Consider the following 13,605-nt stretch of genomic DNA (forward strand, 5'->3'; position numbering starts at 1 on the left):
AGTATCATAACTTAACGATAGACTAAAGTGACTACCTAAATTATAATAGCGTCATGAAACCACTTTTATCCATCATCGTTACTGCCCATCACGAAGGCCTTATTGCCCATAAAACCATGCGCTCTATTGAGCGCGCTGTTAGTCTTCTTCGTGATAGCGATATTTCTTACGAAATAATTATATCAATTGACCGTGGCGATGAAGAAACAATTCGCTACTTCAGTAATTATACCGCTCTACCGATCGCTATACACCAATGGGATCATGGCGACCTCGCACAGTCTCGCAATAGTGCAATCACCAAGGCACATGGTCGTTTTATCGCATTTATTGACGCGGATGATTTAATGAGCGCTAACTGGTTGCGCGATGGTGTACAATTTTTAACAGCCCATTCCTATGGTAAGTACGTTGCTCATAGCGCATATACTATTGAGTTTGAGGGGGCGAGCGCCATTGTCGAAAAAGTCGGCCATACTAACAAAGACCGCGACACCCTGCTGAGTGTACTTTCGGGACGATGGAACTCGGTCATTATTGCGCCAAGTACTTTACTTCGCCAATTCCCATATACACCAAATAGCCCCGGATATGGCTACGAGGATTGGTTTATGAGCTGTCAGTTCATCCAGCATGGTGTCAAAAATGTCCTCATTCCGGAAACCGCTATCTTTGTTCGCCGTAAGGCCACCGGCTCGGAATGGGCACGTCAAAAAACTAGCCGCTCAGTGCTCCACGCCCACCCACTCTTTAGTCCATCGCACTTTCGTACCATCAAGCTTGACTCGGTTGCCACGCCTGCCTCAGAGCAGCGGCGCCAAACGAAAAATACCATCAAAGAGCTGCTAATTCGTTCTCGCGTTCCACTAGGGTTAGTCAAGCGGCCGCTGGCAATTATCCGACGCGGACGCAATGTGCTCAAAAAAAAGAAGTCGACGCCGGCGACCGAGGTGCTGCCAGCGTGGCTTGATGCTGAATGGCGAGCATTACATCATATTGAGAAACTAATTTTTCCACCACATCCATTACCGACAGTATACCACACAATTACTGACGATCATTATCGCGTTGGTTTAGCCTACTGGCAAATATGTCGTGATTTACGAAATGATACGTATGATTATGCGTTGTTTGTACCGTGGCTTAAGCGTGGCGGCGCTGATCTGTTTGCTCTTAACTATGCCAACACCGCTGCGTCACTCGGCAAGAAAGTTTTGGTCATTGCCACAAATGAGGTTGATGCTAATTATTCAGAGTGGCGACCACGACTTCATACCGATGTAGACTTCGTGCCATTCGGAACAATTACCCGATTCTTCCCAATAGAACAAAAATATAGACTGCTAGAACAATTAATCGAGAATATTCATGCGCCCATACTCCATATTCTCAACTCAGAGCTAGCCTATGATTTTGTGCGAGATCACGCAGTATATATCAAGGCCACTGGTAAAAAAGTTATTGCTACGTCCTATAGCCAAAGCACCGATGAAACTGGACGAGTGTTTGGTTTTTCGCACAGTCACCTACCGCAGGTCTATCACCTGCTCTCTGAGATAACCACCGACAATGAAGCCGTCAAGTCGATGTGGGTTAATGAATATGCTTATGACGCGGATGCAATTACCGTTCACCATCAGCCACTTGATAGCAGCACGTACACACCGATAGCAAAGCTGGCTGGTCAAAGGCGAGTCCTTTGGGCATCCCGCCTATCACCAGAGAAATTACCTCAATTAGTCGCAGCCATTGCTGATTTGTTACCGGGTGATGTCCACATTGATATGTACGGTGACGCATCGAGCGAGTTTCCCACTCATAAACTACCGTCACATCCGCGGGTTCATTACCGCGGTGGCTTTAATGGTGTACCGTCACTGCCTGTTGACAACTATGACGCCTTTCTCTATACATCGCTCTTTGATGGCATGCCAAATACACCAATCGAGATAGCCCTGTGCGGATTGCCGCTCGTGGCAGCGCGAGTTGGTGGAGTAGCAGACTTTGTTGGTACATATGGACAGATTGTTGATGATATCACCAATCCAAAAGCCTACGCTGATGCGTTAACTGTTGTTCTGGACAATCCCAAGACAGCGTTTGCCAACGCCCAATCTCTACGAAAGCAGGCGCTACGTGACTTTTCACAAAAAAGGTTTTTGACAGAAGTTAGGCGTATGCTTAAGCGATAATTGTCCGTCCTACTCGCGTACCCTCATCTCACCCTTCACCACCTCATTACCAGTCTCAAGCGGTGGAGCGGCATATTCGTGCCACGTACGGCCGTCAAAGGTGGAGAAGTAGGCGCGGTAGACACCAACTGGGAAGGAACGAGTGGTCTTGAATTCTTGTTCTTGCCCAGGTTGGATGGTGGCCGGCTGGAGACAGCCGAGGTCGTAGTTTGCTCCATATTGGTTGCGCATGACAAAACAGATGTGGTTGGTCGTGGTGATGGGTTGACTAGCAAAGTTCTTGATCTTAAAGGTGGCAGTCACTGGCTCACCGGCGCGTGGAGTGGAATTAGAGAAAGTGATGCCCTGGGTGAGTGTGGGGTTGGGGAGGATGGTGAATGATAAGCTGGTTACTTCCTTACCAGTCAACCCCGGTAGCGCCACCCCTTCGTGCCAGCGACTGCCGTCGTATAGCGCAAAGAAGGCTCTATACGTACCCGGCTTGTCAAAAAGACGACTGAGCGAAAACTGCACACTACCATTTGGAGCAATTCCCTTTGTCGATTGACAGCCGAGGTCATGGTTCTCGCCACGTGGACCCCGAATAATGTAGCACAAGCGCTGATCAGTCTGCGACACCGCCGAACTAAGATTACGCAGAGTGAATGAGCCGGTCAGCTTGTCACCAGCACGCGCTGGCGCTGGCGTTATTGATAGTCCCTGTGACATGACGACATCTTGCAGCACCCTCATCTCACCCTTCACCACCTCATTACCAGTCTCAAGCGGTGGAGCGGCATATTCGTGCCACGTACGGCCGTCAAAGGTGGAGAAGTAGGCGCGGTAGACACCAACTGGGAAGGAACGAGTGGTCTTGAATTCTTGTTCTTGCCCAGGTTGGATGGTGGCCGGCTGGAGACAGCCGAGGTCGTAGTTTGCTCCATATTGGTTGCGCATGACAAAACAGATGTGGTTGGTCGTGGTGATGGGTTGACTAGCAAAGTTCTTGATCTTAAAGGTGGCAGTCACTGGCTCACCGGCGCGTGGAGTGGAATTAGAGAAAGTGATGCCCTGGGTGAGTGTGGGGTTGGGGAGGATGGTGAACTGCGCCCGATTACCAACACTAGCTGGTGTTGGCACTGGATACTGCGCCTCGGTCCAGGTTACCCCCTTGTCAAGAGTGCCGCTAATGCGTGCCTTATATACACCGCTTTCTCGCGGAATAAACTCTTGGTCATAGGTATGAGTCGCACCCGGCGCAAGGTTATTAACCGTATCAAAACGAGCATCAGCATTTCGTCCGCTCGGACTGGTAATTGCCGCGCCAAAATAACCGAGGTCGATTGGCTTCGGACTGTTGTTTTTGACAGTAAAGCGGATCCGCGTTGATTGCCCAACGTGGGTTCGTTGATTCTGAACAGTCACCGGAGAGGTGACGGTCGGTGCTGTCTGCACGAACGCCGATACTTCACGACTATGGCCCGGAGCTGATTCTGGATAATTATTACTCCAACCGTTGCCCTCACGGTAATTTGTGATCCAGAATTTATAATTCTCCTCTTTCGTTAACTTAGTTGTCACTCGGTAGGTATATGTCTGCCATGGCTCAAGAATAACCCGTTGGCTACCAAAGTCATAGTTGTTCCACTTGCTATCACGGGCAGCTATTGCCATAGTGCCTAGATCACGGCGCTGATTTGTGGCGTTACGGATAGTAAACGATGCGGTTATTGTCATGTCCGTAAATAGTTTTGACCCGGTCCCCTCCGTCCTCACCGACAGCGGCGATTCAATTCGCACAGATTTCAGCGGCGAACCAAACCATTCATTAAAGAAGCGCCAAAAATTACGATTGCCATACGCGCCACAGTGGGCCGTTCCTGGATAGGCGTTGAGTGCACCTTGATTTGGCTGATATGGGGTATAGTTGTACAAGTTGGCTGTTGCTTGATTCTCGATATATACCCATGAGCCGCCACAGGCTGCGTTTGTGTTATACTGGATATAATTTGACCGACCAGCCTTGTAGCGATATTCACCCGGCCGATTAGTATACAACCGGAATTGGCGCGCCGCCATCCGTAGCTGATTATACATGCCAGCATATTCATTTGAACAGTTTGCTGTATTACCCGGGCCGCTATCTGGACAAGCAAAGCCCATGGCGTACTTGTACTGGCTCTTGAGCGGCCAAACATCGGTGAACAGCGACCCCTGTTCTTTCTTTAGCGTCACCAGCATTACTTGTGGATTAATGCCAAACTCTTTTGATACATTCCAGATAATATTGGCCACCGACAGGCCACCAGCAAACCAGCCGCCTCCTTTTTCAAACGAGGTTTCTTTCGTGCTTGGATTTTCATGATAATCACGCAGGCAGGCATACGGTGGCCCATGCCAACCGCGTTTGGCTGCATATTGCGCTCGCGTACCTCCGCCATACTCGGACGGCCCAGTTCCCCACGTATCGCAGGCTGGCGTATGACTGTTGATAAAGTTTTGGATATCTTGAACACTTGAAAATGTATTGGTGTCATAAAAAACATTGTCATCAATAATTCGCCCGGGACTCCATGGTGACAATGCTCCTGTTTTTGGCCAGAAGACAACCCCTAGACCAACAACACCAACGACGATCAGTGTATACCCGACACGCTTTAGCCAGGACGGTTTCATATTCTGTAACTGAATCATCGTAACCCCTCCTTGCGGAACGACGGCCCATTTGTAGATTCTCCAACATATGCACTCGATGAGTAAGTAACTTTAATTGACATGTCAGTGCCCGATGGTAATTCTGACAGTGGAATCTCGGCCATCCGACAATTCGTCGAGCTCGGACCAGCGTATGCGCCAGTTTGGCGCGAAACTTGACCACCAGACCAGTAGACTGTGAAGGTACAGCTGCCACCATTTTCGACAATAGCGTTAACGCCGCCATCAATCTGTAGACGCTGGCGATCACCACTCAGACCGTAACCACTTACGATTGGCGTCACTGCTCGTCTTGAGCCGCGTTGCTCGCTAGGACCGGCTGGCTTATCGGGGCTTCGACCATCGCGCTCTTCTGGCTTCGTCTTACTGTCGTCAACTTTCTTATTGCCATCTTTGTTGCTGTTATTTTCCTTTGCTCGGGACGAATTAGCATCATCCTTGGCCCGCTCTGTTTGTTGTGGCCGCGTTATCGCATAAACAGCCGCCGCAATAGCAATCACGACAATCGCACTTACTAAACTAATTATTACAATCTTGGTCTTCTTTGGCGATGTTTGTTTAACTCGCATAGTGTTATTTCCCTTGTTTTATACTACAGATTTAAGCATAACAATTAATCGCTGAGTTTTCAATGTTTTTATAGATAAAGATGTTATAATATCCTGTATGAGTGCACAGAAGTCCCAAGCTAAAACACCATTGGTGTCAATTATTACCGCCACCTATAATGACGAAACATACATTGAGTCCTCAATTCGCTCCGTGCTGTCACAAGATTTTACTGATTTCGAGTACCTTATTATTAATGATGGCTCAACCGATAATACAAAAAAAATCGTTCAGCGCCTTCAAAAAGAAGATAGCCGCATTCGCCTCATTAATCAAAAAAATAGCGGCCTCGTGGCTTCACTCAACCGCGGCATTACTGAAGCGCGTGGCACCTACATTGCCCGTATTGATGGCGACGATGAGTGGCTACCGCACAAGCTCAAGACTCAAGTCACTATGCTAGAGAAAAACAAAAACCTGGTTCTGGTTGGCGGTGGCGCAGAAATCATGAACCAAAATAGCGTACCGACTGGTTTTATTTTTAACGTTGCTCGTGACGAAGATATTAGACTCGGTCTTTGCATTTTTAATCAATTCTGCCATTCATCGGTCATTTATCGCCGCCAGGCAGCACTTGATGCTGGTCTTTACCCTGACACCTGTCCAGCCGAGGATTATGACCTGTTTAGTAAATTTGCCGAACATGGTGAACTTGCTAACGTACCTTACCCCGTTTTTCGCTATCGCATTAGTGACGGCAGTATCTCGGCTAAACGCCGCGATGAGCAAAATCGTCTCGCTAAAAAGTTTTCGTTTCGCAACTGGGATATCGTTCAGCCGACGGTCACTAGTCGTGCCGACATCAAACGTGCTTTCGCCTATTATATCAAAAATCCAATTAACCATGATTTTGGAATTAGCCACAAGCACGCCTACACTTTTGTACTAATGCGCATTGGTTATCGTATGCTTCAAAAGGGACAGGTTGGCAAGGGGCTCCGTCAGCTTTGGAACGTGGCATCAACCGGGCGTACTGCCGCCAAGATCGTTGTTAAGTGGGGACTTGATATCATTAAGATTAAGCTTAGACCATCACGTCGAAAAACAAAAACAGCAGCTTAGTAGTACGAAGACAGAAGATCACCAAACTATTGGACGGGCTATCCTTTTCTATCTGTGATCGTGGCGCCACTGCCGCGGAATCAATGTTAATCCCCCAAACGACTGCCCAACCACTGAAAAGTCTTTCGTGATAGTAAATTCCTCGGCACGATAAGCAACGTCATACTTTACTGACCCATCGTGATTGAGAAGATTAACATCAACATAATACGACCCCGGGCCCAAGTTTGCCTCGATATCAAGTGTCAGTTTTTTGTCTTTCGGTAGCTCAGCAAAACCCTCACGATTAGTAATAAAATTCGATACCAAATCACTGTCCTTGCGATACAAATCAACCATGATTGCTCGCGTCTTATCATGATGCCAAGCGATATCAAACGAGATGGTTTCGCCAACCTTAAAGCTACGCTGCTTTTTACCTGTCGCGTCGCGGAGTGTAACATCAACATTTCCGCCAGTATACTGCCGGTTCTTATCAATACTCGCGTCAATCACTGCCTGGTTCAGCCGACTATACTCGTCAGCCACCTGCACTGGGTCTCCCTCTTTGATAATTGTGCCGTCTTGGATTAGTACGGCACGATTACAAAACTTCTTGACTGTTTCCATATCATGGGTAACCAGAACAACCGTCTGGCCACTTGCCTTGTACTGCTCAAATATATCAATACACTTGCGCTGAAACGCCTCATCACCGACAGCCAACACTTCATCGAAAATCATAATATCGTTACGCGCCTTAATTGCTACTGAAAACGCCAACCGTACCTGCATGCCCGACGAATAATTTTTTAACTTCTGATCCATAAACGGTTCAAGTTCAGCAAAGGCAACGATCTCATCATACATCGCCTCCATCTCTTTACGAGTGAACCCAAGTAGCGCTCCATTCAAAAAAACATTGTCCCGGCCAGACAGCTCAGGATTGAAGCCAACGCCTAGTTCAATAAATGGCGTCAACTTACCATTTAGCTGGACATCTCCACTCGTTGGTTGATATACACCGGCGAGAATCTTAAGTATGGTACTTTTTCCCGAGCCATTCCGACCAACAACGCCGAAAAAATCGCCCTGATTAACAGTAAAACTAACCCCGTCTAGTACTTTCTGGACGGTCTTTTTATTTCGTTTGATAATATTAACAAAGGCATGCTTAATGCTTGAGTTTTTGGTCTGTGGCAATATAAACTCTTTATGTATATCCTTGATTACAATAGCCGGCTTCGTCATCTAAATGTCCTCCGCAAATGAACGTTGCTTACGCTGGAAATGCCACCACCCCAGCCCAAATAACCCGATAGTTGTCGCAATCGGGATGAACCATAGTAGTGGGTTGTGAAATGTCTGCCAAATTGTCTGAGACGCTGGGTTATTAGGCATTAATGCGTACCGAGCATCCTGAATAATTTGTGTGACTGGGTTGAAAAACGCCACCTTCTGGATAACTGCAGGCATATAGATGATGGCAAAGATGATACCACTAGCATAGAACCCAGCCTGCAACAAAATCTCCCAGATATACGCGATATCACGAAACGTTACGTAGAGTGCCGAGAGTAGCAGAGATAGGCCAATTGATAGCAAAAATAACTGGGCAATTATTGGGATTAACAACAACCATAACAAGGTTGGCATCAAACCGCTCAGTAGCGCAAAAATTACCACCACAACCATCCCGAGGCCAAGATTGATTAGTGCTGAGACAGAGCTAGCGATCACCAGGAGGTGTCTCGGGATTGCCACCTTACGAATTAATTGTCCATTTTCTACCACCGAACGAGTACCTACCATGGTTGCCTCGGAGAAAAAGTTCCACAGCACAACGCCAATCAATAACCAGACACCAAAATATTCAATCCCCCTGCTACCTTGCGGGAATGCATAGGTAAAAAGTACATACAAGATACCAAATATGAAGAGTGGCTTCAGAAGCGACCATACATACCCGAGGGCAGAGTTTTGATAACGAACCTTAAAGTCCGTACTAACCATTGCGCGCAAAATTGCCCGATTTTTTTCATTACCAAAGAGATGTTTCACCCCCCGATTATACCAAATTACACCAAAAAGATATATACTTGTAAAATGAATCGGTTGCGAGTTGTTATCGTACGAAATGCCGCACCTCATGATTTTGGTGGTGGCGAGCGATTTCCAGTGTTCTTAGCTCAGGAGCTACGAGAGCTGGGCCATTTGCCGGTTATTTTTAGTCACCACATGACACTCTGTGACTACGCTAAGCACGAACGGTTGACTTATCACCGCTCTTGGTGGTGGTCTCGACAAAACTGGAGCGGCCGGCGAGTTGTATTAACACCACTATATATACTCTGGCAGCTGCTACTCACTTTGTATTATATTATCCAATTTCATCGCTACAAAGCTGACGTTGTTCACCTGCAGAGTAAGGATGATTTTATTGCTGGGTCAGTTGCTGGTAAGCTTATCGGTGCCCATGTTATCTGGACTGATCACGCCGACCTCAAACATGTCTGGAAGCAGCTCGGCGTATGGTATAAAAACCCGACTGGTAAGCTGGTTGCTTGGGCGGCACGCTTTGCCGACGCAATTACCCTCGTTAGCCAGAGTGAATGCCGTCTCGTTTCTGATAATCTGCCGTTAACCTCACCAATTCATCGTAAATTAACCGTTATCTATAATGGTGTCAACGACCAGAAACCAACACACACACCCATCAAAAGCCGCCCGTTCACGTTCTGTATCGCCGGTCGCCTAGTTGTTGATAAGGGAGTTAGTGAAGCGATCGCTGCATTCAAACGACTTCACGCTACACATCACGACACGCGCCTCATTCTGATCGGTGACGGACCAGATCGCTCACGGTTTGAAAAACAGGCCACGGGATTACCGGTCACCTTTCGTGGCCACCAAACAGACCCCCTCCCTGAAGTTGCCACCACTGACGTATATCTTCATCCAACGTACCACGAGGGGTTTAGTGTTTCACTTGTTGAAGCCAGCATGCTCCAATTACCAATTATCGCCACTGACGTTGGTGGCAATCCGGAGATTATTCATCATAATAAGACCGGCCTCCTCGTCCCCGCTAAAGATTCGACAGCACTGCATCACGCCATGGAGCAGCTATATTCTGACCCCAAGCTTCGCGCACATCTAGCCACCGCTGCCCGCCGTCAATATCTCGCCTCGTTTATTTTTCATACCATCGTTGAAACACAATTTATTCCTTTATACGAAAACGGTTTATAATATACCTATGAAGATTCGTGTTGAAACCGCTGCCCTCACCGCCCCTAATATATCCGGGGTTGGTCATTACACCCGTATGTTAACCAATAGTTTAGCCCTTTATTCACCGCCAGGAACTGAGGTTTCAGTGTTTTATTTCAATTTTCTGAGCAAACATCAAGATCCTATGTTAGACGGCTCAGTTAAGCATGAAAAACACACGCTCATGCCGCAGCGCCTATTTGCTAAACTCCAAAGCTACGGCCTGCCATTGCCGTATGACCTTTTCTCTTCACCTGTTGATGTCGCGATTTTTCCGAATTTCGACCGCTGGACAACCAGTAAAGTAACTATCACTGCCGTCGTTATTCACGACCTTGGCTATCTTTATTTTCCTGAGACGATTGAACGGCGCAATTTAGCCCATTTACGCCGCCGTGTCGCCCATGCAACCCGAGTAGCCGACCTCATCATTACCGTCTCGGAGTCAGTCAAATCAGAAATTATCGCCGAATACGGCGTACCTGCTTCAAAAATTATCGTCACGCCAATACCAGCTGACCCAATTTATTCTCAACCGGGTGCAATCGACGTCGCCACCAAATACAACTTACCAACCAAGCGGTATATCTTTTCAATCGGCAATCTCGAACCGCGCAAGGATTTACCGACAATGATTGCTGCTTTTCGGGCCCTGCCAGAAAAAATCCGCAAACAATATTCGTTAGTGTTGGCTGGCGGTAAGGGCTGGAAGACCGAAACTACTGAACGTACCATCGCTGAAGCCCAGGCTGCAGGTGAACATATTATCCGTCCGGGCTACATCCCCCAAGAAGACGTACCTGCATTTTATCAGCAAGCAGACCTTTTTTGCATGAGCTCCATTTACGAAGGATTCGGCATGCCGATTGTTGAGGCGCTGACTAGCGGTACACCGGTTGTTGCCTCCGATATTCCTGTGCTCCGCGAGGCTGGTGGAAATGCGGTTCTTTACGCTCAGCCTAAAAATCCCGATGACTTCATGAAAAAAATGCTCTCTATCATCGCTGACCCGCAAAAAGCACGCCTTGATATGAAAACTGAGGTTCAGGCTCATCTCAATACTATTTCCTGGCAGAATAATACCGATCGCCTCATCGCTGCTTTCAAGGAGGCCATTGCCGCTAAAAAACATCGCACCAACTAGGGTTTATGGGTTATACTTATCATTATGGCTCGCTTCAAACACTACATCACCAACCACGCCACTAAGCTCCGCTTCGTCCTCATCGGCACCATCAACACCGCCATTGATTTTAGTGTGTTGTTTATGTTGACCTGGTTTATCAGCACGCCGAAAGAATTAGCCAATATTATCTCGACAACCATCGCCTTTAGTTTCAGCTTCGTCGCCAATCGATCATTCACCTTTCGCTCACGCACCGGCAATATTCGCCGTCAGCTACTCCTCTTTACCCTCGTCACTCTGTTTGGTCTCTGGGTAATTCAGACTATCATTATTGCGCTACTCGCGCCAATTTTCATTGGCTTTAACCTCAGTCAGCCGGTAGCACTATTCGCCAGTAAGCTCATCGCCACCGTCGCCAGCCTCATCTGGAACTACCTGCTCTATACCAACGTTGTCTTCAAAGATTAAGAGCTCTTCTGCGAGATTACTAAGTGCCGTGCACGGCCCTCGCCCTCAGAGTGGGTCTCAATATCGCTATAGTCGCTCGCCACGTGATGCACCACCCAGCGATCGGCCGAATTTAGTTCAATAATTTTCGTCTCGCCCGTCCGCCGCACTTCTTCGATCCAGCCGCGCGCCTTGTCAGCAATCTTTTCGGCATGCTGCTTCTTATAATCAGCGATATCAACATTCACTCGCACCAGCGCCGCCTGACGGTTGCGCAAAATCGCTGACACCACCGTCTGTAGACTCCGTAACGTCTCAGCATTCCGCCCAATCAGCAAGCTATTGCGCTCACTCGATGGCACAACGGCCTTGATAACATCGTCTTCAACGCTAACATCAACATCCAGATTGAGATCAAAGAACGCCAAAAAATCCTCTAGGTATTTCTTGACAAATTCAATGGTCGCGATTTGATCCATATAACCCCCTTAATCCTTCGCCTTTATCCGCGTAATGTTCGCCTCAGTCGCTGTGGCTGCTCGTTGCGAAGCGGCTTTTGATTTTTTCACTGACGTTGTCGCTGACTTACTCGTAGATTTCGACGCTCGCTTTTCGCCGGCAATTTGCTGCATTTCTGTCCCGTCTTGCTTGAGAATAATGGCGTTTTGGATATAAGCAGCGATATTTGAGGTTGCCATGTAGAGCGCCAGCGCCCCCGGCAGACTGATCATAATAAGGAACATAAACACCGGCATAACCTTCATCATTTTGCGCGTGACGATGGCGTTAACTTCGGTTTGATCGGCGTTCTTACCCTCGCCCGCTTCCATCAGCACATCGCGCAGTCGCTTCTTGCTATCCGAACTTGGCGACATCTGCTTTGATAATAAATACTGCAAAACAGCTGCCACCAGGGCGAGGATGAGCAGCCCGATTGATACGCCATTTGATGATAACGCCTGCTTCGTCAAGTCCATCAGCCCCAAGAAATTCTGGTTAAAGTGATCCGGATTAGCGATCAAGTGCTTGACCGGTCCCCACTGCTCCATTACGTCGTAGGTGTACTTGGCGAGCTCTGAGCGCTGCAATACGAATATCTGCACCACGCGGTAAATCGCGATCAGTACTGGCAGCTGGATAAGGAGTACTAGGATAGAGCTCATCGGCTTGATGTTATGCTTTTTATACACATCCATCATCGCCATCGCCCGCATCTGTGGATTGCTCTTATATTTTTTGTTCAGCTTGGCAAGCTCGGGCTGTATCTTGCGCATCGCTTTAGCCTGGTGGAGTTGCTTCTTAACTAGTGGCCACAAGAGTAACCGCACAATTATTGTAAATAGTACAACGCTAACTCCAAAATCGCCGCCCGGGATCAGCGCGTAAATCGCCATCAGCAAGTTAAAAATTGGCTGCACAATAACCACATCAAACATATTCATGTCCTCATTATACCAGAGGTGGCGCTATTTATACAGCCCGGCTTGCGAAAAGAGTTGTTTTACTGCCGTTCTTAAATCGTCATGCGGCATCAGTAGCACCTCCGGCGAAAACACCATAATGACAACATCAAACCCGCCCCGAATATGTGGCAATTCTAGTCGGACAATTTCGTAAATTCGGCGGCGAACACGATTGCGCTTAACGGCAGACTTGAGCACCTTTTTGCTAATCACTACCGAAAAGCGGCCATGACGGCGGCGTGGATTGGCAATATATTTCATGGTGAGCTGCGACGAGCGAATTGCCTGCCCGCGCATATAGACGTAGCGCAGGCTACCATGACCATGAAATCGGTTGACGTGACGTAACATAGGTCCAGTATAGCAAAATCCCGCCCTGTTAGGCGAGGCGGGAGTTCACAGTTAGATAGCGATTTTGGCGCGACCCTTGAGGCGACGGCGCTTCAGAACAGCGCGACCAGCCTTGGTCGAAACACGAGCTCGAAAACCGTGCGTCTTTGCGCGATGTCGCTTGTGTGGTTGAAATGTTCGCTTTGGCATATCGTCATTTAGTGTAGCCTTTTTTGACATTTTTTGCAAGCCATGGATAAACTTTCCACCGTTTCCGCTGCTTTTTCCACATATTTATCAGGGGTGGCTCATCGCTGTGGAAAAGTCACCTCGAGAGGCCCTGGATTTTATGATGGCGCCTGTGCTTGTGGAAAAGTCTGATTTTTTGCTATAGTAAAGTCATTAAGCTAGTTCCGAGGGGGAAGGTATT

At 47.8% G+C, this 13,605-nt stretch carries 13 protein-coding genes; 5 read left to right on the forward strand and 8 right to left on the reverse strand.

The features are described from left to right. The first annotated feature begins 53 nt into the window (after positions 1 to 53). Positions 54 to 2,192: a glycosyltransferase gene (locus tag FBF24_04650; GenBank protein ID QCT41146.1), complete on the forward strand. Its 2,139-nt coding sequence runs from the start codon at positions 54 to 56 to the stop codon at positions 2,190 to 2,192. Positions 2,193 to 2,201: 9 nt separating this feature from the next. Here FBF24_04650 and FBF24_04655 read toward each other — a convergent pair whose 3' ends face one another. Both FBF24_04655 and FBF24_04660 read right to left on the reverse strand, forming a co-directional pair. After that, entirely contained in the window at positions 2,202 to 4,865 is a 2,664-nt protein-coding gene (locus FBF24_04655; GenBank protein QCT41147.1) for a hypothetical protein, read from the reverse strand. After that, on the reverse strand, positions 4,862 to 5,455 hold the full coding sequence (locus FBF24_04660; GenBank protein QCT41148.1) for a hypothetical protein: 594 nt from the start codon (positions 5,453 to 5,455) through the stop codon (positions 4,862 to 4,864). The genes FBF24_04655 and FBF24_04660 overlap by 4 nt, the downstream gene beginning before the upstream one ends. Before the next feature lie 97 nt (positions 5,456 to 5,552). On the opposite strand from FBF24_04660, the gene FBF24_04665 reads away from it, so the two are divergent. After that, entirely contained in the window at positions 5,553 to 6,557 is a 1,005-nt protein-coding gene (locus FBF24_04665) for a glycosyltransferase family 2 protein (GenBank protein ID QCT41149.1), read from the forward strand. 48 nt (positions 6,558 to 6,605) lie between these two features. Here FBF24_04665 and FBF24_04670 read toward each other — a convergent pair whose 3' ends face one another. Together FBF24_04670 and FBF24_04675 are read right to left on the reverse strand one after the other, a co-directional pair. Next, positions 6,606 to 7,787 (reverse strand): ATP-binding cassette domain-containing protein, encoded by a 1,182-nt coding sequence (locus FBF24_04670; GenBank protein QCT41150.1) that lies wholly within the window; start codon positions 7,785 to 7,787, stop codon positions 6,606 to 6,608. Then, positions 7,788 to 8,687 (reverse strand): ABC transporter permease, encoded by a 900-nt coding sequence (locus tag FBF24_04675; GenBank protein ID QCT41151.1) that lies wholly within the window; start codon positions 8,685 to 8,687, stop codon positions 7,788 to 7,790. On the opposite strand from FBF24_04675, the gene FBF24_04680 reads away from it, so the two are divergent. The 3 genes from FBF24_04680 (at position 8,589) to FBF24_04690 (ending at position 11,403) form a co-directional block, all read left to right on the forward strand. After that, positions 8,589 to 9,788, forward strand: coding sequence for a glycosyltransferase family 4 protein (locus tag FBF24_04680; GenBank protein QCT41152.1), 1,200 nt, complete (start codon positions 8,589 to 8,591; stop codon positions 9,786 to 9,788). The two genes, FBF24_04675 and FBF24_04680, sit on opposite strands and share 99 nt — an antisense overlap. A gap of 7 nt (positions 9,789 to 9,795) precedes the next feature. After that, positions 9,796 to 10,953, forward strand: coding sequence for a glycosyltransferase family 4 protein (locus FBF24_04685; protein ID QCT41153.1), 1,158 nt, complete (start codon positions 9,796 to 9,798; stop codon positions 10,951 to 10,953). Positions 10,954 to 11,034: 81 nt separating this feature from the next. Then, the gene (locus FBF24_04690) at positions 11,035 to 11,403 is read left to right on the forward strand and encodes a GtrA family protein (protein QCT41180.1); all 369 of its coding nucleotides are present in this window, start codon (positions 11,035 to 11,037) and stop codon (positions 11,401 to 11,403) included. Here the strand turns inward: FBF24_04690 and FBF24_04695 are convergent. Genes FBF24_04695 through FBF24_04710 form a run of 4 tightly spaced genes read right to left on the reverse strand, consistent with a single transcriptional unit; the run spans position 11,400 to position 13,385 of the window. Continuing rightward, complete coding sequence (locus FBF24_04695; protein ID QCT41154.1) at positions 11,400 to 11,861, reverse strand: KH domain-containing protein; 462 nt, start codon at positions 11,859 to 11,861, stop codon at positions 11,400 to 11,402. The two genes, FBF24_04690 and FBF24_04695, sit on opposite strands and share 4 nt — an antisense overlap. A 9-nt stretch (positions 11,862 to 11,870) precedes the next feature. Further along, the gene (locus FBF24_04700) at positions 11,871 to 12,824 is read right to left on the reverse strand and encodes a YidC/Oxa1 family membrane protein insertase (GenBank protein ID QCT41155.1); all 954 of its coding nucleotides are present in this window, start codon (positions 12,822 to 12,824) and stop codon (positions 11,871 to 11,873) included. 24 nt (positions 12,825 to 12,848) lie between these two features. Then, the gene (rnpA, locus tag FBF24_04705) at positions 12,849 to 13,196 is read right to left on the reverse strand and encodes a ribonuclease P protein component (GenBank protein QCT41156.1); all 348 of its coding nucleotides are present in this window, start codon (positions 13,194 to 13,196) and stop codon (positions 12,849 to 12,851) included. Positions 13,197 to 13,247: 51 nt separating this feature from the next. Continuing rightward, positions 13,248 to 13,385 (reverse strand): 50S ribosomal protein L34, encoded by a 138-nt coding sequence (locus FBF24_04710; GenBank protein QCT41157.1) that lies wholly within the window; start codon positions 13,383 to 13,385, stop codon positions 13,248 to 13,250. Positions 13,386 to 13,605: the final 220 nt, after the last annotated feature.

The organism is Candidatus Saccharibacteria bacterium oral taxon 488 (assembly GCA_005697215.1).
Taxonomy (GTDB): Bacteria; Patescibacteriota; Saccharimonadia; order Saccharimonadales; family Saccharimonadaceae; genus Nanosynbacter.